Below are 19,776 nucleotides of genomic sequence, written 5' to 3'. Positions count from 1 at the left end.
GGGACGGGGCCGGCGCCGCGTGCGCGGGTCTTGGTCCACCTCCGGCCCGCTCCGCATAGACCAATGCTGCACCCGCAGCATTGGCGAATCCGCATCTCGTGATGACATTCCCGCGAGGTATACTGTCGCATGCGGCAATTCGCCTCAATTTTAGGCTATCTGCATGTCGAATAAGGGAAAAATCTGGTCATTGCATGCGATGGGATCCCGTTCTTCCGGCTCTGGCTGCCTCAGGCCGCGTCGTGACGCTGTGATTCCAGCGCCGTGTAGAGCGCTGTTTCGAGGTCTTTTTCCAGTTCGCGGGCGCGCTTCACATAGGCCGGGTTCTGCGACGGCGGCATGCTCGGATCCCAAAGCGTCGCCAGCTCGCGCATGGTTTCGCGGTCGTGGTGGTAGAAGGTCTCCTCGGCGATCGCCGCCTCGTAGTCGCTCAGTCCGACCTGTTCGAGCACGTAGCGCCCGGCACGCAGCGAGCTGTCGAACATCTCGCGCACGATCTTGTCGGCCCCGGCCTGGTAGAGCTCGTAGACATGGGTGCGGTCGCGGGCGCGGGCGATGATGAAGATGTCGGGCCGGATGCGCTTGGCGAAGCGCACGAGCTTGGTGGTGGCCTTGGGATCGTCGAGCGCGGCGACCAGCACTTTTGCCTTGGAGATGCCCGCCGCGTGCAGCAGCTCGGGGCGGGTGGGGTCGCCGAAGAAGCCCTTCACCCCGAATTTCCGCATCAGCTCGATGGTCTGCATGTCGTGGTCGATCACCACGGTCTGGTAGCCCGAGCTCTGCACAAGCCGGTTGACGATCTGCCCGAAGCGCCCGATCCCCGCCAGGATGATCGGCCCCTCGCGGTCGATCTTGTCGTGCGGGCGGGCGTCGGCCTTGGTGTCGAACTTGGCCGAGAGCTTGTCGTAGAGGATGAACAGCGCCGGGGTGATGAGCATCGACAGGGCCACCACCATCAGCAGGCGCTGGCCGAAGGCCTCGGTCATCACGTTCTGCTGCAGCGCGAAGGAGATCAGCACGAAGCCGAATTCGCCCGCCTGCGCCAGCGACAGGGTGAACAGCATGCGGTCGCGGCCCTTGAGGTGGAAGAGCCCGCCCAGCACGTGCAGGATCGCACCTTTCACCAGGATCAGCCCCAGCGTGATGCCGAGCAGCACGAAGGGCTCGCGCAGGAAGTCCTGAAAGTTGAGCCCGGCGCCGACGGTGATGAAGAAGAGCCCCAGCAGGAGCCCCTTGAAGGGTTCGATGTCGCTCTCGAGCTGGTGGCGGAACTCGGAGTTGGCGAGCACCACCCCGGCGAGGAAGGTGCCCAGGGCGGGGGAGAGGCCCACCAGCCCCATCAGGAAGGCGATGCCGACGACGATCAGCAGCGCCACGGCGGTGAACATCTCGGGCAGGTGCGAGGCGCTGATGTGCCGGAACAGCGGCCGGGCGCCGTAGATGCCGGCGACGATGATCAGGGCGATGGCACCAAGCGTGACCAGCGCCACGGCCCAGCCGGGCAGCCCCTCGACCAGCGACATGCCATGCGCGTCGTGGCCCTGTTCGGCGACCTGGATCGCCCCGTCCGGGCTGATCGAGGAGGCCAGCGGCGCGCCGAGCAGCGGCAGCAGGATGAGCATCGGGATCACCGCGATGTCCTGGGTCAGCAGCACCGAGAAGGCCGAGCGCCCGCCGGCGGTCTGCATCAGCCCCTTTTCCGACAGCGTCTGCAGCACGATGGCCGTCGACGAGAGCGCGAAGACCATGCCTGCGGCCACGGCGGTGGTCCAGATCGAGCCCAGCCACAGGGTCACGGCGGTGACAGCCGCCATGGTCAGCAGGATCTGCAGCCCTCCCAGCCCGATCAGCCGGTGCCGCATGTCCCACAGCGCGCGCGGCTCCAGCTCGAGCCCGATGATGAAGAGCATCATCACCACGCCGAACTCGGCGAAATGGCGCAGGTCGTCGGTATGGGACACGAGGTGCAGCCCCGGCCCGATGATGATCCCCGCGAGCAGGTAGCCCAGCACCGAGCCGAGCCCCAGCCGGGTCGCGATGGGCACCGCGATCACCGCCGCAGCGAGATAGATAGAGGCTTGGAAGAGCGCGCTTTCCATGTCGGACCTTGCCTGCTTGGTGACTGCCGTTGCATGGCATGATGACGGGGGACCGCGGGAAAACACAAGACTCCGCGCGGCACCGGCCCGGGCTGTGTCGTCGCGCACCGGGCCTCGTCGTGCTTGACCGGAAGGCAGAGGGGGCGTATCTCCGCGCCGTGGCGATTTGTTGACGGATTGCGGGCCACGTAAAACATGCCGCTAAAAGGTCGGACGAGAGAGCCCCTTTCGCTTGACCGCGGACGGGGCTTTTTCATTTCCGGCGCAACAGGATCGCCCGGGACACAGAAAGGTGGAAGATCATGGCAGATTTCAAGAAGGCATCGCGGACCGAGCTGGTCCATGGCGGCACCAAGCGCAGCCAGTGGGGGGAACTGAGCGAGGCCATCTTCCTCACCCAGGGCTTCGCCTATGACAGCGCCGAGCAGGCCGAGGCGCGCTTCATCAAGACCGAGGCGGACGAGTACATCTATGCCCGCTACGGCAACCCCACCGTCGCCATGTTCGAAGAGCGCATCGCGCTGCTGGAAGGCGCCGAGGATGCCTTTGCCACCGCTTCCGGCATGGCCGCCGTCTCGGGCGCGCTGACCGCCATGCTCAAGGCCGGGGACCGCGTCGTCGCGGCGCGCGCGCTGTTCGGCTCCTGCCTTTACGTGCTCGAGACCATCCTGACCCGCTTCGGTGTCGAGGTGGTCTTCGTCGACGGTGCCGATCTGGCGCAATGGGAAGAGGCGCTGAAGCCGGGCGCCGAGCTGGTGTTCTTCGAGAGCATGTCGAACCCGACGCTGGAGCTGGTGGACATCGAGGCGGTGGCCAAGCTCGCCCATGCGGTCGGCGCCAAGGTGGTCGTCGACAACGTGTTCTCGACCCCGGTTTACAGCCGCGCCATCGAGCAGGGCGCCGACGTGGTGGTCTATTCCGCCACCAAGCACATCGACGGCCAGGGCCGCACGCTGGGCGGCGTGATCCTCGGCTCGCGTGAGATCATCCGCGGCGTGATCGAGCCCTACATGAAGCACACCGGCGGCTCGATGAGCCCGTTCACCGCCTGGGTCATGCTCAAGGGTCTGGAGACCATCGACCTGCGGGTGCGCGCCCAGACCGCCTCTGCCGAGGCAATTGCCAGGGCGGTAACCGGCCACCCCAAGGTGACCCGCGTCAGCTACCCGGGGCTGGACAGCCACCCGCAGCACGCGCTGGCGCAGCGCCAGCTCGGGGCAGGGGGCACGATGGTCGCTTTCGAGATTGAAGGCGGAAAAGAGGCGGCCTTCCGCTTCTGCAACGCGCTCAAGGTGATCCTGATCTCGAACAACCTCGGCGACGCCAAGTCCATCGCCACGCACCCGGCCACAACCACCCACCAGCGGCTGTCTCCCGAGCAGCGTCAGGGGCTTGGCATCGGTGACGGTCTGATCCGCTTGTCGGTCGGCATCGAGGCCACGGTCGATCTTGTTGCAGATATTCAACAAGCTATTGACGTGGCGTAATTTTTAGGCGGCCGGGACAATTAACAATTGCCCGGCCACATTTTTGCCCGCAATAGATGATCCAAAAGTATATGTGCGCCCGTATAAGGGTCTTAAATGGTGGTTTTTTCGGTAAAACATCTTAAGTACGTTGAACGAACCCCCGCCTGGGAGGGCAGGACATGAATGTGTATTCGCCAGTAGTTGACCGTAACCCCAGCCGCGACGAGGCCGAGGCCGCCCTGGCCGTGCTTCGCCAATGGACTGAGGCAGCTGACGATCGTGAAATTACCGAACTCGACCCGGCCCTTCTGAAGCTTCTCGGTGCTTCCCAGGATTACCCGATCTTTTCGCGCCAGTATCCCGAAGGATTCTCGGTCGACGATGCCTACAAGACCTCGCTGCCCGACCTGCAGAACGGTCCGGCCTCGCTGATCCGTGGCGAGAATGTGCGCATCCAGCACGTCGGCATTTCCAACTTCCGCCTGCCCATCAGCTACCGGCTGAAGGATGGCAAGTCCCTCATGCTCGAGACCTCGGTGACCGGCACGGTCAGCCTCGAGGCCGACAAGAAGGGCATCAACATGTCGCGCATCATGCGCAGCTTCTACACCCACGCCGAGAAGAACTTCAGCTTCGGGGTGATCGAGGCGGCGCTGGACGACTACAAGTCCGACCTCGAAAGCTTCGACGCGCGCATCCAGATGCGCTTCTCCTTCCCGATGACGATGAAGAGCCTGCGCTCCGGTCTGTCGGGCTACCAGTATTATGATCTTGCGCTGGAACTGGTCGAGACCGATGGCGTGCGCCAGCGCATTGCGCATCTCGACTACGTCTACAGCTCGACCTGCCCCTGCTCGCTGGAGCTCTCCGAGCACGCCCGCCAGTTCCGCGGCCAGCTTGCCACGCCGCACTCGCAGCGCTCGGTGGCGCGCGTCTCGGTGGTGCTGCAGGACGACAGCGACGACTGCCTGTGGTTCGAGGATCTCGTGGGCCTGTGCCGCGCCGCGGTGCCGACCGAGACGCAGGTCATGGTCAAGCGCGAGGACGAGCAGGCCTTCGCCGAGCTCAATGCCGCCAACCCGATCTTCGTCGAGGATGCCGCGCGTCTTTTCGCCGAGGCGATGGCCGGCGACGAGCGCATCGGCGACTTCCGTGTGCTCTGCAGCCACCAGGAGAGCCTGCACTCGCACGATGCGGTGGCGGTGCTGACCCAAGGGCCGACCTTCGCGCAGACCAGTCTCGATCCAACGCTGCTGCCGAGCCTGATCCACCAGGGCTAAGAAACAAGGGCTGGTGCACCGTGGCTGAGGGGCTTCGCGCCTCGGACCGTGCTGCAATCCTGAGCATTTCCCCGATGCCGCCGGTTACTCCGGCGGCATTTTGCTGCGTTGCGGCAATTTCTGCGCGGGCCTTCATGATTTCCGGACGCCGCGCCCCCATGCTGACAGCGGGAGGGCAGGCAACCCACCGGAGGTCTCCGCATGGCGACGAGCAGCAGCGCAGACAACGTCACGATCGGCATGGGGCGCGGCTCGCTGCGCGCCAAGATCGACGCCTATTTCCTGGGCGTGGGGCAGGGCATCAATGCCTATGGCCTGCGCCGGGCTCGGATGCACGAAATCCTCGTGCTGGAAAGCCAGAGCGACGAGCGGCTGGCCGAGATGGGGCTGACCCGTGAGCAGATCCTGCCACATGTCTTCCGCGACCTCTTCGGCGACTGACCCGGTGCCGCGGCGCGGCGCTTGACAGGCAGGCGGCGCCGGGCGAAGGCTCTGCGCATGTTCGATGTCCGCCCCGTCGCCTACGTTCTTGGCCTTCTCGTCACCACGCTCGGCGGCTGCATGCTGGTTCCGTTCCTCGTGGACATCGCCGAGGGGCGGGGGCATTGGCACGTCTTCCTGGAAAGCGCGCTGATCACCATGCTCATCGGGGGTCTCGTGAGCCTGGCCTGCGCCAATGCCGGGCGCCACGGGCTGACCCTGCAGCAGACCTTCCTGCTGACCGTCGGGGCCTGGGTGGTCCTGCCCTTCTTCGGCGGCATCCCCTTCATGCTCGGCGCCACCGAGGCGCGCATCGTCGATGCCTTCTTCGAAGCCATGTCGGGGATCACAACCACCGGCTCCACGGTGTTCACCGGGCTCGACGACATGCCCAAGGGCATCCTGCTGTGGCGCGGCATCCTGCAATGGCTGGGCGGCATCGGGATCATCGTGGTGGCCATGGTCTTCCTGCCCGAGCTGCGGGTGGGCGGCATGCAGATCTTCCGCTCCGAGGCCTTTGAGACCATGGGCAAGATCCTGCCCCGCGCCACCGAGATCGCCTCGTCGATCTCGACCATCTACGTCGGCATGACGCTGGCCTGCGCGGCCGCCTACATGGTCTGCGGCATGGACGCCTTCGATGCCACGGTGCATGCGCTGACCACGCTCTCGACCGGGGGGTTCGCCAATTACGACGCCTCCTTCGGCACCTTCCAGGGGCCGGCGGAATACGTCGCGGCCTTCTTCATGATCGCCGCCGCGCTGCCCTTCGTGCGCTACGTGCAGATGCTCAACGGCAACCACGTCGCGATCTGGAAGGACAGCCAGGTGCGCGCCTTCTTCGGCACCATCCTCGCGCTGGTGGCGGTGATGAGCGTGACGCTGGTGTTCCAGTTTCCGCACCACCCAGAGCAGGCGATCCGCGAGTCGCTGTTCAACATCAGCTCGATCATCTCGGGCACCGGCTATGCCTCGGTGGACTACATGGGCTGGGGGCCGTTCCTCATCACGCTGTTCTTCTTCATCGGGCTGATCGGCGGTTGCGCCGGCTCCACCGCCTGTTCGGTGAAGATCTTCCGCTACCAGCTGCTCTTCGCCTCGATCCGGGTGCAGCTCAAACGCATCCGTGCGCCGCATGGCGTCTTCACCCCGCGCTTCGACGGTCGCCCGGTGGCCGACGACGTGCTGAGCTCGGTGATGGCGTATTTCGTCTTCTTCGTGGTCTCGCTGGGGGTGCTGTCGGTGGCGCTCGGCTTCACCGGGCTCGACTTCGTGACCTCGCTGTCCGGCGCGGCGACTGCACTGGCCAACGTCGGTCCGGGGCTCGGCGACATCATCGGCCCGGCGGGCAACTTCGCCACGCTGAACGACACCGCCAAATGGATGCTGTCCTTCGCCATGCTGGTCGGCCGGCTGGAGATCATGGCGGTCTTCGTGCTGTTCACCGTTCGGTTCTGGCGCGGCTGACCCCGGGCGCCTGCAGTGAAAAGGCCGGGTCCCTCGGGGCCCGGCCTTTCGCGTTTCAATCCTGAGGCACCAGCTTGCCGGGGTTCATGATGTTCTGCGGATCGAGCGCGCGCTTGAGATCGCCCATCACGCTCCAGCCGTCGCCGTGCTCCTGCGCCATGTAGGCCAGCTTGCCGTGGCCCACGCCGTGCTCGCCGGTGCAGGTGCCGCCCATGCGCAGGGCGCGCTCGGCCATGCGGTGCGACAGGCGCTTGGCCTCGGCGAGGTCCTCGGGCTTGTCGGGATCGAGCAGCAGGATGGCGTGGAAGTTGCCGTCGCCGACATGGCCGAGGATCGGGCCGGGGATGCCGCTCGCCGCGATGTCGGCCTGCGTCTCCTCGACCGCCTCGGCGAGGCGCGAGATCGGCACGCAGATATCGGTCACCACCGCCCGCGCGCCCTTGCGCGAGGCGAGGATCGCGTAATAGCCGTTGTGCCGCAGCGCCCAGAGCGCCCGGCGCTCCTCCTCGCGGGTCGACCACTCGAAGGGGCTGCCGCCATTGTCGGCGACGATCTCGGCGAAGCGCTCTGCGTCCTGCGTCACGCTCTCGGGCGAGCCGTTGAACTCCACAAGCAGGTGCGGGCTGTCTGCCATTTCCATGCCCGAGTAGGCCGAGAAGGCGCGGGCGGTGGCGGCGTCGACGAACTCGATGCGGGCCATGGGGATGCCCATCTGGATGGTCTCCATCACCGCCGTGACCGCGCTGCCCATGTCGGGGAAGGCGCAGATGCCCGCCGAGACCGCCTCCGGGATGCCATGCAGGCGCAGGGTCAGCTCGGTGACGAGGCCGAGCGTGCCCTCCGAGCCGACGAAGAGCGCGGTGAGGTCATAGCCCGCCGCCGACTTGCGGGCGCGGGTGCCGGTATGGATGACCCGCCCGTCGGCCAGCACCGCCTTCAGCCCCAGCACGTTGTCCCGCATCGAGCCGTAGCGCACCGTGGTGGTGCCCGAGGCGCGGGTCATCGCCATGCCGCCGAGCGTGGCATTGGCACCGGGGTCGACCGGGAAGAACAGGCCGGTGGCGCGCAGTTCCTCGTTCAGCGCCTCGCGGGTGACGCCGGGCTGGATGGTCACGTCCATGTCGGCGGGCCGGATTTCGAGCACCTTGTTCATGCGGGTGAAATCGACGACGACGCCGCCCTTCACCGCCTGGCCGTGGCCCTCGAGCGAGCTGCCGGCGCCCCAGCCGATCACCGGGCAGCCGTGCTCGGCGCAGATCTGCACGATGCGCTGCACCTCTTCGGCGGTTTCGGGATAGGCGACCCCATCCGGCAGGGTGAGTGGGAAATAGGACTCAGAACGGCCATGCTGCTCCAGTTCGGACTTGGAGCGGGTGAATCGTTCGCCTAGGAAGGCATCAAGAGCCTCCAGGGCTTCGGCGACGGACATAGAGAAACCTCCGTGGAAAATCGGGGCGACCTTATCCCCGCCGCGCGCCCTGCGAAAGCCATGGGACCGAGGAATGCCGCACCAGATTGCCGATCAGTGGCGCGAGACGCGCGCCCTTTGCAGCCGCGGGTGGGACACGCTGCGCCACAAGGGGCCGGGACAGGTCACCTTCTGGGTGATCGCGCTGCTGGTGGGGGCCGCCTCGGGCTTCGCGGCGCTGCTCTTCCGGCTCGCGATCCACAGGCTGCAGGCCTTCGTCTACGGCACCGAGGACGTGAACCTGCTGGCCAGCTTCGCGCAGACGCTGCCCTGGATCTACGTGCTGCTGATCCCGGTGGCGGGCGGCGCGGTGGTCGGGCTCATCTTGCAGAAGTTCACCCCCGACGGGCGGGTGCGCAGCGTCTCGGACGTGATCGAGGGCGCGGCGCTGAACGACGGGCGGGTCGAGAAGAAGGCGGGCATCGCCTCGGCGCTCTGCTCGTGGATCACCCTGTCGACCGGCGGCTCGACCGGGCGCGAGGGGCCGGTGGTGCATATCGCGGCAATGATCGCTTCGTCGGTGTCGAACCTGCTGCGCGTCGACGGCATCACCGGGCGCGACCTTCTGGGCTGCGCCGTGGCGGCGGCGGTCTCGGCCAGCTTCAACGCGCCCATCGCAGGCGCGCTCTTCGGGCTCGAGGTGATCCTGCGCCACTTCGCCCTGCATGCCTTTGCGCCGATCGTGGTGGCCAGCGCCGCCGGCACGGTGATCAACCGGCTCTACTTCGGCGACGTCACCGAGTTCGTGCTGCCCGGCACCACCACGGTGCAGTTCTACCTCGAGCTGCCCGCCTTCTTCCTGATGGGCCTGGTCTGCGGGCTGGTGGCGGTGCTGATGATCAAGACTCTGTTCTGGTCCGATGGCGTCGGCACGGCGATCCAGAACAAGCTCGGCCTGCCGCACTGGCTGCGCCCGGCGGTCGCGGGCCTGCTGCTCGGGGCCATCGCCATCGCCTTTCCGCACATCATCGGCGTCGGCTACGAGACCACCTCGCGCGCGCTTTCGGGGCAGCTCACCCTGAGCGAGGCCTTCCTCTTCGCGGCGGTGAAGGTGGCGGCGGTGTCGATCACCATGGCCGGGCGCATGGGCGGCGGGGTCTTCTCGCCCTCGCTGATGGTCGGGGCGCTGACCGGGCTGACCTTCGGCCATATCGCGACCGGGATCTTCCCCGAGCAGAGCTCGGTCTTCACGCTCTACGCGCTGGCGGGCATGGGGGCGGTGGCGGCCGCCGTGCTGGGCGCGCCGATTTCCACCACGCTCATCGTCTTCGAGCTGACGGGTGACTGGCAGACCGGGCTGGCGGTGATGGTCTCGGTGTCGATGTCCACCGCGCTGGCCTCGCGGCTGGTCGACCGCAGCTTCTTCCTGTCGCAGCTCGAGAAGCGCAACGTCCACCTCGCCGCCGGGCCGCAGGCCTACCTGCTGGCGATGTTCCGGGTGCAGGGGGTGATGCGCAGACCCAATGACGACGGCGCCGCGGACGAGGCCGCCTGCCTGCGGATGATCGAGCAGGGGCTCTTCCTCAACGCGCAGGCGACGCTAGAGGCGGCGCTGCCGCTCTTCGACAAATCCGGCGTGGCCTACCTGCCGGTGGTGACCCGCAGCGGACCCGATGACGCGCCGGTGCTGCAGGGTGCGCTCTTCCACGTCGACGCGCTCAAGGCCTACAATCGCGCGCTGGCGGCGACGGCGGAAGAAGAGCATAGCTGAGACGGCGGCCTGCCGAGGCGCCACCTCGATGGGAGTGACAGAGTGACCGAGTTTCCGATGCTGACCATCCGCGCCGCCGAGCCGGGAGATGCCGAGGCTCTCGCGGAGATCGGCAATCTCCCCGGCGTGCGCCATGGCACCCTGCGCATGCCGTATGATTCACGGAGCCGTGTCGAACGACGGCTCGCGGCGAGCGGCAGCAATCACTTCCTCGTCGGGGTGATCGACGCGGGGGATGGGCTGAAGACCGTCGTTGCCGAGGGTGGCCTGATTCCGGGACAACGGCGGCGCTCTCATGTGGGCGAGGTCTTTCTCATCGTCCACGACGATCACGTGGGACGCGGCTACGGCGCGGCGATCCTGCAGGCGCTCATCGACATTGCCGACAACTGGCTGGGCCTGAGACGGTTGGAGCTCGACGTGAACGTCGACAATCTCGCCGCGATCCGCCTCTACCAGCGGCACGGCTTCGAGATCGAGGGCACGCGGCGTGGAGATGCCCTGCGCGGCGGCGTCCTCATCGACTCGCATGTCATGGGACGGCTGCGGGATGCCCCGGGCCGGACGCCGTCCTAGGCGCGACGGACAGGGCACACGGACAGGGAGCACGGCCAGGGCGCGCGGTCTTGCCGGCGCCAAAAGCCTCGCGGGTATCCGCGAGGCTTTATCGTCTTTCAAAACCGGGCCTCAGGCCAGCTCGAGGTTCACCTCGATATTGCCGCGGGTGGCGTTGGAATAGGGGCAGACCTCATGCGCGCGTGCGAGGATTGCCTCGGCGACGTCGCGCTCCAGCCCCGGCATCTTCGCGATCAGCGTCACCGCCAGCCCGAAGCCGCCCTCGGGCAGGGCGCCGATGGCCACCTGCGCATCGACGGTCGCGTCGGCGGGCACGTTGCCCAGCTTCTCGGCCTGCGCCACGAAGCGCATGGCACTGAGGAAGCAGGCGGCATAGCCCATGGCAAACAGCTCTTCGGGGTTGTGCCCCTTGCCCGAACCGCCCAGCTCCTTGGGGCTGTTCATCGTCACGGTCAGCATGCCCGAGGCGAGCCTGGTCACCCCGTCGCGGCCGCTGCCGGAGGCCTGCGCTTCGGTCCGGTATTTCACATCGAGAGACATGGGATAATCCTTTGCGGTCGATTAAATCGTGCACGATATATATTTCTGCCCATCGGAAAGTCAATCGCTTGAGAAAGGATCGCGCGCGATTTATATTCGGCGCATGACCCAGACCTCCACGCCAACAGACTCCGGGACGACCGCACCGCAGGCGCTTTCGCCGCAGGACATGGTCTGCTTTTCGCTCTACTCGGCAGTCCACGCCATGAGCCAGGCCTACCGTCCGCATCTGGAAAAGCTCGGGCTGACCTATCCGCAGTACCTCGTGATGAGCGCGCTGTGGGCCGCCGAGGCGCCGCCGACCGTCGGCATGCTGTCTCGCCAGTTGCAGCTCGAGTCGAGCACGCTGACCCCATTGCTGAAGCGGCTCGAGACAATGGGGCTGTTGACCCGCCGTCGCGACGCAGAGGACGAGCGGCAGGTGCGCATCGCGCTCACCGGGGAGGGGCAGCAGATGCATGGACGCAGCGCGCATATCGCGGGCTGCATTGCCGAGCAGAGCGGCATGAGCGTCGAGGAGTTGCTGACCCTGCGCGACCAGGTGAGCCGCCTGCGGGACAACCTGCGCAAGGGGTAGGGCGCAGGCAGGCTCCGGACATGAAAAGGCCGGTCCCGCGGGACCGGCCTTTTCATGTGTCGGCGCCCAGGCGCTCAGACCTGTTCGACGGCCACGCCATCCTGCAGGTCGAAGGCCAGGTACCCCTTGATGTCCGCTGCCTCGGGCTTCGGATCGATGTAGGAGTACACCGCGTTGTCGTAGCTGCGGCTCTTCGACGCGATGTGGAAGTGCTCGGCGTCGCCGAGGGCAGCGCTGGTGCTGCGGTAGTCGCTCGGCTCGAGGAAGGCCATCGCCACGTCCTCGCGCGGGAAGTAGATGGTCTGGGGCTTGTCGCCCTCGGTCAGCTCCAGCGCGCGGCTGCTTTCACCGAGCACGGCCCCGCCGGCGCGGATGACCCAAGTGCCCGTGGCCGGGCGGACGGCAATCTGTTTCAACATAATCTGTCTCCCGTTGTCCGCCCATCATATACCAGCGCCGATGCGACAGTCCTGTGTCAAAGCGGCGCGCAGGCCGCTTCGAGCCAGTCCCGCACGGCGCCTGAGACAAGCGGAGCGATGCGTGTCAAAACCTCGGCGTGGTAACCGTTGAGCCAGTCGCGTTCCGCGGCGGTCAGCAGCCCCGTCTCGATCAGGCGCCGGTCGATCGGCACCCATGTCAGCGTTTCGAAGCGAAGCATCTTCGCAACGGTCTGGCCGGGAAGGGGGGGCGCGGGTTCCACCGCGATGAGGTTCTCGATGCGGATACCATAAGATCCCTCCCGATAGAAGCCCGGCTCGTTCGAAAGGATCATCCCCGGTTCCAGCGGCACGGTGCCGGTGCGGGCGATGCGCTGCGGCCCCTCGTGCACCGACAGGTAGGCGCCGACGCCGTGGCCGGTGCCATGGCCGTAGTCGAGCCCCGCCTCCCAGAGCGCGGCCCGCGCCAGCACGTCGATGTCGCGCCCTGCGAGCCCCGCCGGGAAGCGCAGCCGCGACAGCGCGATCATCCCCTTGAGCACGCGGGTGAAGGCGTCCCTCTCCTCGTCCCCGGCCTCGCCCAGTACCATGGTGCGGGTGATGTCGGTGGTGCCGTCGACATATTGCCCGCCGCTGTCGATCAGCAGCAGTTCGTTCGGCCGGGTGGTGCGGTTGGTCGCCTCGGTCACCCGGTAGTGCACGATGGCGCCATTGGGGCCGGTGCCCGAGATGGTCTCGAAGGAGATATCGCGCAGCGCATTGGTGGCGCGGCGCTCCTCCTCGAGCGCCACCACCGCATCGATCTCGGTGAACGCGCCCGGGGTCTGGCTGTCGACCCAATGCAGGAAACGCACCATGGCCGCGCCGTCGCGCAGGTGCGCCGCGCGCGATCCCGCCAGCTCGGCGGCGTTCTTGCGCGCCTTCGGCAGGAGGCAGGGGTCGGGGGCCTCGGTGATCTCGCAGCCCTTCAGTGCCGTCTGCACCGCGACGGGGCAGGTGGCGGGGTCGATCTGCACCGTGCCCTCGAGCGCCTCCAGCGCCGGCACGAAGTCCTCCGGCGCGCGCAGCTCGACCAGCGGCCCGAGGTGACCAGCCAGCCCGTCGAGCTTCTGCGCCGCCATGAAGAGCGTGACCCGGCCCGCGGCGTGCAGGATGGCAAAGCCGTGCGGCACTGGGTTGCGCGGCACGTCAGAGCCGCGGATGTTGAGCAGCCAGGCGAGGCTGTCGGGCAGGGTGATCACGCAGGCACCGGCCTTGCCCAGCTCCTTGGCGAGCCGGACGATCTTGTCTTCATGCGCCTCGCCCGCCAGCTCCACCGGCTGGGCAAAGACCGCGCCCATCGGCGGCTCCGGCTGATCGGCCCAGACCCGGTCCACGAGGTTGTCGCAGAGCCGCAGGTCCACCGCGCCGAGCCCGCGTTCCAGCCCGCGCATCTGGTCGACCGAGAACAGCCACGGATCGAGGCCCACGGTGCCGCCCCCGGGCAGCGCCTCGGCGATCCACTCGGCGAGCCCGACCTCGGGCCAGTCGACCGGGGTGAACTCCGGCGCCACCTGCGCCTTGACCTGCACCCGGTAGCGTCCATCGACGAAGACTCCGGCCTTGTCTGTCAGGGCCACGCAATAGCCCGCCGAGCCGGTGAAGCCGGTGAGCCAGGCCAGCCGGTCGTCGTGCGGCGCGACATATTCGCCCTGATGCGCATCGGCGCGCGGCACGAGAAAGCCGTCGAGCCCCTCGGACGCCAGCTCGGCGCGCAGCGCGGCCAGCCGCGGCGGGCCCTGTTCGGGGGAAGCGCTCTGCTCGAATGTCTGGAACATGCGGAGGTCTCCTGAAGTCATGTCAAAAGCGGGGGAGGGGCGCTGCCCCTCTTGCCGCGTCGCGGCAATTCACCCCGGGGTATTTTCGTCCAGACGAAGCCCGAGGTGATGCGCCCTTCGTCCAGATGGAAATATCCCGGGGAGCCCGAGAGGCTGGCCCCTCGGTTCCGAGGCGTCAGCCCGCGCGCTTGATGCCCATGACGCGGGCTCGCGCCCGCGGATCGGAATCGAAGAGCGCGGCAAGCTGTTCGGTCATCGCGCCGGCCAGCTGCTCGACGTCGGTGATGGTCACCGCGCGCTCGTAGTAGCGGGTCACGTCGTGGCCGATGCCGATCGCCAGCAGTTCGACCTGCTTCTTGCGCTCGACCATGGCGATCACGTCGCGCAGGTGCTTCTCGAGGTAGTTGGCGGGATTTACCGAGAGCGTGGAATCGTCCACCGGCGCGCCGTCGGAGATCACCATGAGGATCTTGCGGGCCTCGGGGCGGTGCGCCATGCGCTTGTGCGCCCATTCCAGCGCCTCGCCGTCGATGTTCTCCTTCAGCAGGCCTTCCTTCATCATTAGCCCGAGGTTGTCGCGGACCCGGCGCCAGGGCGAGTCGGCGCTCTTGTAGATGATGTGACGCAGGTCGTTCAGGCGCCCCGGCTGCTGCTCGCGGCCCTCGGCGAGCCACTTCTCGCGCGCCAGCCCGCCCTTCCAGGCGCGGGTGGTGAAGCCGAGGATCTCGACCTTCACCGAGCAGCGCTCGAGGGTGCGCGCCAGCACGTCTGCGCAGATCGCCGCGATCGAGATCGGGCGGCCCCGCATCGAGCCGGAGTTGTCGATCAGCAGGGTCACCACGGTGTCGCGGAACTCGGTGTCCTTCTCGACCTTGAACGACAGCGGCGTGGTGGGGTTGGCGACGACGCGGGCGAGGCGGCCGGCGTCCAGCACGCCCTCTTCCTTGTCGAACTCCCACGAGCGGTTCTGCTGCGCCTGCAGTCGCCGCTGCAGCTTGTTGGCGAGGCGCGAGACCGCGCCCTTCAGCGGCTCGAGCTGCTGGTCGAGATAGGCGCGCAGGCGCTCCAGCTCCTGCGGCTCGGCCAGCTCCTCGGCGAGGATTTCCTCGTCGTGGGTCGAATCGTAGACCTTGTAGCCCGGGTCGGCCTCCGACACGGGGGCGGGGGGCGGCGGCTCCATCGGCGCGTCGCCCTCGGGCAGCTCGGCCTCCTCGCCCATCTCCTGGTCGGCCATCTCGTCGGCCGAGACCTGCGCCTGGCTCTGGTCCTGGGTCTGTTCCTGGGACTGTTCAGGCGAGGCTTCCGCCTCGTCCTGGTCCTGCTCGTCCTGGCCGGTCGAATCGGGTTCCTGGTCCTCCTCGGTGCCGGGCTCGGCCTCGTCCTGCGCCTCGTCGTCGAGCTGGTCCGGATCCTCGCCGAGCTGGTCGCCGTAGCCGAGGTCGGTGATGATCTGCCGCGCGAAGCGGGCAAAGGCCGCCTGGTCCGACAGCTTGGCCTGCAGATCCTCGAGCGTGCCGCCCGCCTGGTCCTCGATGAAGCCGCGCCACAGTTCCATCACGTGGGCGGCGTCCTTGGGCAGATCGCGCCCGGTGGCGAGGTGGCGGATCATGTAGCCCGCGGCCACCGGCAGCGGCGCCTCGGAGGCCTGGGTGATCTGCCCGTAGCCGCGGCGCGCGGCCTCGTGGCCGATCTTGGCGTCGATATTGCCGGCGGTGCCGGGCATGTCGCGCGCGCCCATCGCCTCGCAGCGGGCGGTCTCCATCGCCTCGTAGAGCTCGCGCGCCATCTCGCCCTGCGGTGCGTAGCGGGTGTGGGTGGCGCCGTCGTGGTAGCGGCGGTGCAATGCCAGCGCGTCGGCGGTGCCGCGGGCGAGCAGCACCTCGTCGCGGGTCATGCGGCGCGACACCTGCGGCAGGCGCATGATGTCGCCCGAGACGCCCGCCGGATCGACGGAATAGTTGACCGTGAGTTCAGGATCGTCGGCCATGACCTTGGTGGCCTCGGCCAGGGCCTTCTTGAACGGATCTGCGGGGTTGTCGGTGTCGCGTGCCATGGGCACAGGTTTCGCGCCGTGGCGGGCAATTGGCAAGAGGAGATGCGCATGATGGCGCCCGCAGAGCGGCTGCGGGTGCCGCCGCGCGGCTCAGCTCTGCGCGAGCAGCCCGCTGCAGGCCTCGGACAGCGCATCGAAGGCCTCCTGGCTCTCTGCGTCCCCGGCGATCACCCCGCGGTAGAGCAGCCGGTATCCGGGCAGGGCGTCGAGGATGGCGCGGCGCAGCGGCGGGCCCGACAGCCCCTCGGAGGCGGCGGTGACGCTGAACTGGCGGGCGAGCAGGCTGGCGCTCTCCGGCGAGCCCGAGAGGTTCGGGTTGTCGGCCGCCTCGAGCGCCACGCCCTGCCAGAGCGCGGCACAATCGGCGGCGCTTTCTCCCTCGGCCTGGGCCGCGCCGGAGGCGAGCAGGAGGATGGCAAGCAAGGGTTTGTTCACAGCATGGTCCTCCCGGTGGCGAGTCCTGCCAGCACGTCCACATGGACGTCGAGCGCGTCGATCACCCGGTAGCCGGGATCGTGGCTGCCGTCGAAGGCGAGGTTGAGATCGGTGCCGGCAAGCACGATGGCCTGCGCGCCCATTTCGTCTGTCATCCGCCGCCCGGCGTCGAAGAAGACGGCGCGGTCCTCGTCGGAGCAGGTCCCGGCGACGGCCATGTCCTGGTAGCGCTGGCCGAGGGCTTCGGTCTCGGCGTCGAGCGCCACCGCCTCGGTGCGCGCCAGCTGCCCGTAGAGCCGCGTGCGCATCACCACGCGGGTGCCCAGCAGGCCGACGCGGTGCAGGCCCTCGGCGGCGAAGAACTCATCGAGCGGCGCCACGGCGGAGATTAGCGGCAGCGCGGCGCGTGCCACGGTCTCGTCGAAGCAGAAGTGCCCGCCGAGCGAGGTGATCGCCGCGCAGTCGCAGCCCGCCGCCGCCAGCCGGTCGATGAGCCGGGCGTAGACCTTGGCCTGCGCGTCGCGGTTGTCGGCGAGGTTGTTGCGGATCAGTTCCTGCACGTCGGCCTGCACGAGCGTCAGCTCGAGCGGCAGGCCCATGGCGCTCACCGCGGCGCAGAGCCGCTGGTAATAGACCACCGTGGCCGCAACGCCGATGCCGCCGATCAATCCGATATGGAGTGGCTTGGCCATTTTCGCTCCTCCTCACCCAAAGGGGCGCAGACCTCGCGGCCCGCGCCCCTCTTTTGCGTTTGCCAGTTTCCGCATGGCGAAAACATCCCGGGGAAGTCCGCGTCAGCGGGCGGGGGCAGCGCCCCCCGCCTGCCGCCGGGGCCGGTCTCAGACCAGCGACAGCGAGGCGGCGCTCTCCGGCAGTTCCTCGTCGAAGCAGCGCTGGTAGAACTCGGCCACGGTCTGGCGCTCGAGCTCGTCGCACTTGTTGAGGAACGACAGGCGGAAGGCGTAGCCGACGTTGCGGAAGATCTCGGCGTTGGCCGCCCAGGCGATCACCGTCCGCGGCGACATCACCGTCGACAGCTCGCCGTTCATGAAGGCGCGGCGGGTGAAGTCCGCGACGGTGACCATCTGGCGGATGGTCTTGCGGCCCTTCTCGTTGTTGTAATGCGGCGCCTTGCTGAGCACGATGTTCACCTCGGCGTCGATGCTGAGGTAGTTCAGCGTCGCCACGAGGCTCCAGCGGTCCATCTGGCCCTGGTTGATCTGCTGGGTGCCGTGGTAGAGGCCCGTGGTGTCGCCAAGGCCGACGGTGTTGGCGGTGGCGAAGATGCGGAAGTACTTGTGCGGCGTGATCACCTGGTTCTGGTCCAGGAGGGTCAGCTTGCCGTCGGTCTCCAGCACGCGCTGGATCACGAACATCACGTCGGCGCGGCCCGCGTCATATTCGTCGAAGACGATGGCGGTGGGGTTGCGCAGCGCCCAGGGCAGGATGCCTTCCTGGAACTGGGTGACCTGCTTGCCGTCGACCAGCTTGATCGCGTCCTTGCCGATGAGGTCGATCCGGGAGATGTGGCTGTCGAGGTTGACGCGCACGCAGGGCCAGTTGAGGCGCGAGGCGACCTGCTCGATGTGGGTCGACTTGCCGGTGCCGTGGTAGCCCTGGATCATCACCCGGCGGTTGTTGCGGAAGCCCGCGAGGATCGCCAGCGTGGTGTCGGGGTCGAACTTGTAGGTGCTGTCGAGATCCGGAACGCGATCGGTGCGGTCGGGGAAGCCGTGCACCACCATGTCCGTGTCGATGCCGAACACCTCGCGGACCGAGATTTCCTCGGTGGGTTTCGCATTGATGTCGATCGTGCCATCCGCCATGGTCGTGCCCCTGTCCGGTCGTTAGAAATTCTTGCGCACCGTCGTGCCCCATATCGCGGGCAAGGGCAAGGGGGCCGCGGCGGGCTTTGTCACCGGCCCGGCCATGCGGGGCGGGAGACGTGCAGGCGGGCCGCGATGCCGGGCAGAGCCGGGGCGGTTTGTGTTTGCGCCGCGACCCTTTCGGGCGATACGCTCGCGGCAGAACACGATAATGGCAGGCATCCTACGTGGCGACGTCCCCCCATCCCGACATCGAGGAGCTGATCGCGCGCGTCGCCATGGCCGACCGCGCCGCCTTTGCCCGGCTCTACGAGCGCACCTCGGCCAAGCTCTTCGGGGTCTGCCTGCGGGTGCTGCAGGACCGGGCGCTGGCCGAGGAGGCGCTGCAGGACACCTACCTCAAGGTCTGGAACAATGCCGGCAAGTACCAGGTCAACGGCTACTCGCCGATGACCTGGCTGATCACCCTGGCGCGCAATGCCGCCGTTGATCGTCGCCGCCGCAGCGGCGCGGGGCGGGTGGTGCAGCCGCTCGAGATCGACGACCGTTTCGCCGACCCGGCGCCCGGCCCGGCGCAGCAGGCCGAGGCGCGCGACGAGGTGCAGGCGCTGGCGCTCTGCATGGACGAGCTGCCACCCGACCGCGCCGAGATGGTGCGGCGGGCCTATCTCGAGGGCGCCACCTATGCCGAGCTGTCGGAGGCCACCGGGGTCAAGCTCAACACCGTCAGGACCTGGCTGCGGCGCAGCCTGATGAGCCTGCGGGAGTGCCTGAGCCGATGACCGGCGGGCCGCAGCCAGACCCGCCTGACGGGGTGGAGGCGACCGCGGCGGAATACGTGCTGGGCTTGCTGCCCGAGGCCGAGACGCAGGCCTTCGAAGCGCTGCTGGCGCGGGACGCCGGTCTGCGCGAAGAGGTTGCCAGCTGGCAAGCCTGTTTCGCCGCGCTGACTGCCGATATTCCCGAAGTCACGCCTCCCGAAGGACTCTGGCCGCGCGTCGAGGCACGGCTTCATCGCGCCCCGCGCGTGCCGCTTTGGCGGCAGCTCGCGCCCTACCTTCTGGGCGCCGTCGCTGCGGCCGGGATCGCCTGGGCCGCGATGGTCTCGGGCGTGATGACGCCGGGCGGCACCGGGCCGGAGCTGCACGCCCGGCTGGTCGCTGGCGTGCAGGGGCTCGCGCTGCAGGCCGACTACGCGCCGCGGAGCCGCAGGCTCACGGTGCGCCGCGAGGCCGGCGAGCTTCCCTCAGACCGGGCACTTGAGCTCTGGCTGCTGTCGGACAGCGCGGGGGCGCCGGTCTCGCTGGGGGTGCTGACGGAGGGGGCAGAGACTGTCCTCGATCTGCCCCCGGCGCTTGCGCGCCAGCTCTCCGGAGCCGCCATCGCCCTTTCCGAAGAGCCGCCGGGCGGATCCCCCACGGGCCGGCCCACCGGGCCGGTGATTGCGCTGGGGCGGCTGGCGCCGGAGTGAAGTCTCCGGGGGCACGGTGCCTCACGTGGGTGTGACGCCTCGGCTGAAACTCTTTGTCCCCATGCCGCGT

At 68.0% G+C, this 19,776-nt stretch carries 18 protein-coding genes and 1 riboswitch; of the genes, 9 read left to right on the top strand and 9 right to left on the bottom strand.

Going from position 1 to position 19,776, the window contains the following annotated elements:
* Nucleotides 1-230: 230 nt before the first annotated feature.
* Nucleotides 231-2,099: a monovalent cation:proton antiporter-2 (CPA2) family protein gene (locus LC039_RS06675; RefSeq protein ID WP_226622514.1), complete on the bottom strand. Its 1,869-nt coding sequence runs from the start codon at nucleotides 2,097-2,099 to the stop codon at nucleotides 231-233.
* 148 nt (nucleotides 2,100-2,247) lie between these two features.
* A riboswitch (SAM riboswitch) is annotated at nucleotides 2,248-2,324 on the top strand.
* Between the two features lie 77 nt (nucleotides 2,325-2,401).
* Between LC039_RS06675 and metZ the strand changes: the two genes are divergently transcribed.
* The 4 genes from metZ (at nucleotide 2,402) to LC039_RS06655 (ending at nucleotide 6,795) form a co-directional block, all read left to right on the top strand.
* Nucleotides 2,402-3,586: an O-succinylhomoserine sulfhydrylase gene (metZ, locus tag LC039_RS06670; protein ID WP_226622512.1), complete on the top strand. Its 1,185-nt coding sequence runs from the start codon at nucleotides 2,402-2,404 to the stop codon at nucleotides 3,584-3,586.
* Between the two features lie 161 nt (nucleotides 3,587-3,747).
* Nucleotides 3,748-4,848 (top strand): GTP cyclohydrolase FolE2, encoded by a 1,101-nt coding sequence (gene folE2, locus LC039_RS06665; protein ID WP_226622510.1) that lies wholly within the window; start codon nucleotides 3,748-3,750, stop codon nucleotides 4,846-4,848.
* Between the two features lie 201 nt (nucleotides 4,849-5,049).
* Nucleotides 5,050-5,289 (top strand): hypothetical protein, encoded by a 240-nt coding sequence (locus LC039_RS06660; RefSeq protein ID WP_226622509.1) that lies wholly within the window; start codon nucleotides 5,050-5,052, stop codon nucleotides 5,287-5,289.
* Between the two features lie 57 nt (nucleotides 5,290-5,346).
* Nucleotides 5,347-6,795 carry a TrkH family potassium uptake protein gene (locus LC039_RS06655; RefSeq protein ID WP_226622507.1) on the top strand — a complete coding sequence of 483 codons (1,449 nt, stop codon included), beginning with the start codon at nucleotides 5,347-5,349 and terminating at the stop codon, nucleotides 6,793-6,795.
* Nucleotides 6,796-6,850: 55 nt separating this feature from the next.
* On the opposite strand, the gene LC039_RS06650 is transcribed toward LC039_RS06655, so the two are convergent.
* Complete coding sequence (locus LC039_RS06650) at nucleotides 6,851-8,224, bottom strand: FAD-binding oxidoreductase (protein ID WP_226622505.1); 1,374 nt, start codon at nucleotides 8,222-8,224, stop codon at nucleotides 6,851-6,853.
* A gap of 73 nt (nucleotides 8,225-8,297) precedes the next feature.
* On the opposite strand from LC039_RS06650, the gene LC039_RS06645 reads away from it, so the two are divergent.
* Together LC039_RS06645 and LC039_RS06640 are read left to right on the top strand one after the other, a co-directional pair.
* Nucleotides 8,298-9,974, top strand: coding sequence for a chloride channel protein (locus tag LC039_RS06645; RefSeq protein ID WP_226622499.1), 1,677 nt, complete (start codon nucleotides 8,298-8,300; stop codon nucleotides 9,972-9,974).
* A 42-nt stretch (nucleotides 9,975-10,016) separates the two neighbouring features.
* Nucleotides 10,017-10,550 carry a GNAT family N-acetyltransferase gene (locus LC039_RS06640; RefSeq protein WP_226622497.1) on the top strand — a complete coding sequence of 178 codons (534 nt, stop codon included), beginning with the start codon at nucleotides 10,017-10,019 and terminating at the stop codon, nucleotides 10,548-10,550.
* A gap of 111 nt (nucleotides 10,551-10,661) precedes the next feature.
* Here LC039_RS06640 and LC039_RS06635 read toward each other — a convergent pair whose 3' ends face one another.
* Nucleotides 10,662-11,090, bottom strand: a complete 429-nt coding sequence (locus LC039_RS06635; protein ID WP_226622495.1) for an organic hydroperoxide resistance protein — start codon at nucleotides 11,088-11,090, stop codon at nucleotides 10,662-10,664.
* Nucleotides 11,091-11,193: 103 nt separating this feature from the next.
* On the opposite strand from LC039_RS06635, the gene LC039_RS26815 reads away from it, so the two are divergent.
* Nucleotides 11,194-11,667: a MarR family winged helix-turn-helix transcriptional regulator gene (locus LC039_RS26815; RefSeq protein ID WP_264179471.1), complete on the top strand. Its 474-nt coding sequence runs from the start codon at nucleotides 11,194-11,196 to the stop codon at nucleotides 11,665-11,667.
* Between the two features lie 74 nt (nucleotides 11,668-11,741).
* Here the strand turns inward: LC039_RS26815 and LC039_RS06625 are convergent, their stop codons facing one another.
* From LC039_RS06625 to cobS, 6 genes are all read right to left on the bottom strand, one after another.
* Nucleotides 11,742-12,086, bottom strand: a complete 345-nt coding sequence (locus LC039_RS06625) for a DUF427 domain-containing protein (RefSeq protein ID WP_226622494.1) — start codon at nucleotides 12,084-12,086, stop codon at nucleotides 11,742-11,744.
* 56 nt (nucleotides 12,087-12,142) lie between these two features.
* On the bottom strand, nucleotides 12,143-13,921 hold the full coding sequence (locus LC039_RS06620; RefSeq protein ID WP_226622492.1) for an aminopeptidase P family protein: 1,779 nt from the start codon (nucleotides 13,919-13,921) through the stop codon (nucleotides 12,143-12,145).
* Between the two features lie 175 nt (nucleotides 13,922-14,096).
* Nucleotides 14,097-15,974 carry a cobaltochelatase subunit CobT gene (gene cobT / locus LC039_RS06615; RefSeq protein ID WP_226622491.1) on the bottom strand — a complete coding sequence of 626 codons (1,878 nt, stop codon included), beginning with the start codon at nucleotides 15,972-15,974 and terminating at the stop codon, nucleotides 14,097-14,099.
* A gap of 90 nt (nucleotides 15,975-16,064) precedes the next feature.
* Nucleotides 16,065-16,409, bottom strand: a complete 345-nt coding sequence (locus tag LC039_RS06610) for a hypothetical protein (protein WP_226622485.1) — start codon at nucleotides 16,407-16,409, stop codon at nucleotides 16,065-16,067.
* Nucleotides 16,406-17,101 (bottom strand): aspartate/glutamate racemase family protein, encoded by a 696-nt coding sequence (locus LC039_RS06605; protein WP_226622483.1) that lies wholly within the window; start codon nucleotides 17,099-17,101, stop codon nucleotides 16,406-16,408. Before LC039_RS06605 ends, LC039_RS06610 begins: the two co-directional genes overlap by 4 nt.
* Nucleotides 17,102-17,248: 147 nt before the next feature.
* Nucleotides 17,249-18,235 (bottom strand): cobaltochelatase subunit CobS, encoded by a 987-nt coding sequence (gene cobS, locus LC039_RS06600; RefSeq protein ID WP_092430064.1) that lies wholly within the window; start codon nucleotides 18,233-18,235, stop codon nucleotides 17,249-17,251.
* A gap of 278 nt (nucleotides 18,236-18,513) precedes the next feature.
* Here cobS and LC039_RS06595 point away from each other — a divergent pair, with 278 nt between their 5' ends.
* Together LC039_RS06595 and LC039_RS06590 are read left to right on the top strand one after the other, a co-directional pair.
* A complete protein-coding gene (locus tag LC039_RS06595; protein ID WP_226623201.1) occupies nucleotides 18,514-19,017 on the top strand; it encodes a sigma-70 family RNA polymerase sigma factor in 504 nt (167 codons plus the stop codon).
* Entirely contained in the window at nucleotides 19,002-19,706 is a 705-nt protein-coding gene (locus tag LC039_RS06590) for an anti-sigma factor domain-containing protein (protein WP_226622482.1), read from the top strand. The genes LC039_RS06595 and LC039_RS06590 overlap by 16 nt, the downstream gene beginning before the upstream one ends.
* Nucleotides 19,707-19,776 lie beyond the last annotated feature (70 nt).

It is taken from the genome of Alloyangia pacifica (assembly GCF_020524285.1).
Taxonomy (GTDB): domain Bacteria; phylum Pseudomonadota; class Alphaproteobacteria; order Rhodobacterales; family Rhodobacteraceae; genus Salipiger; species Salipiger pacificus_B.
The sequence above is the reverse complement of the archived record's forward strand: the minus strand, read 5'-3'. Positions and strand labels throughout refer to the sequence as shown.

What these genes read in the sequence shown, in the direction of transcription:
- LC039_RS06675 (WP_226622514.1), bottom strand. Translation starts at nt 2,099, where the DNA reads ATGGAAAGCGCGCTCTTCCAAGCCTCTATCTATCTCGCTGCGGCGGTG.
- metZ (WP_226622512.1), top strand. Translation starts at nt 2,402, where the DNA reads ATGGCAGATTTCAAGAAGGCATCGCGGACCGAGCTGGTCCATGGCGGC.
- folE2 (WP_226622510.1), top strand. Translation starts at nt 3,748, where the DNA reads ATGAATGTGTATTCGCCAGTAGTTGACCGTAACCCCAGCCGCGACGAG.
- LC039_RS06660 (WP_226622509.1), top strand. Translation starts at nt 5,050, where the DNA reads ATGGCGACGAGCAGCAGCGCAGACAACGTCACGATCGGCATGGGGCGC.
- LC039_RS06655 (WP_226622507.1), top strand. Translation starts at nt 5,347, where the DNA reads ATGTTCGATGTCCGCCCCGTCGCCTACGTTCTTGGCCTTCTCGTCACC.
- LC039_RS06650 (WP_226622505.1), bottom strand. Translation starts at nt 8,224, where the DNA reads ATGTCCGTCGCCGAAGCCCTGGAGGCTCTTGATGCCTTCCTAGGCGAA.
- LC039_RS06645 (WP_226622499.1), top strand. Translation starts at nt 8,298, where the DNA reads ATGCCGCACCAGATTGCCGATCAGTGGCGCGAGACGCGCGCCCTTTGC.
- LC039_RS06635 (WP_226622495.1), bottom strand. Translation starts at nt 11,090, where the DNA reads ATGTCTCTCGATGTGAAATACCGGACCGAAGCGCAGGCCTCCGGCAGC.
- LC039_RS26815 (WP_264179471.1), top strand. Translation starts at nt 11,194, where the DNA reads ATGACCCAGACCTCCACGCCAACAGACTCCGGGACGACCGCACCGCAG.
- LC039_RS06625 (WP_226622494.1), bottom strand. Translation starts at nt 12,086, where the DNA reads ATGTTGAAACAGATTGCCGTCCGCCCGGCCACGGGCACTTGGGTCATC.
- LC039_RS06620 (WP_226622492.1), bottom strand. Translation starts at nt 13,921, where the DNA reads ATGTTCCAGACATTCGAGCAGAGCGCTTCCCCCGAACAGGGCCCGCCG.
- cobT (WP_226622491.1), bottom strand. Translation starts at nt 15,974, where the DNA reads ATGGCACGCGACACCGACAACCCCGCAGATCCGTTCAAGAAGGCCCTG.
- LC039_RS06605 (WP_226622483.1), bottom strand. Translation starts at nt 17,101, where the DNA reads ATGGCCAAGCCACTCCATATCGGATTGATCGGCGGCATCGGCGTTGCG.
- cobS (WP_092430064.1), bottom strand. Translation starts at nt 18,235, where the DNA reads ATGGCGGATGGCACGATCGACATCAATGCGAAACCCACCGAGGAAATC.
- LC039_RS06595 (WP_226623201.1), top strand. Translation starts at nt 18,514, where the DNA reads ATGGCCGACCGCGCCGCCTTTGCCCGGCTCTACGAGCGCACCTCGGCC.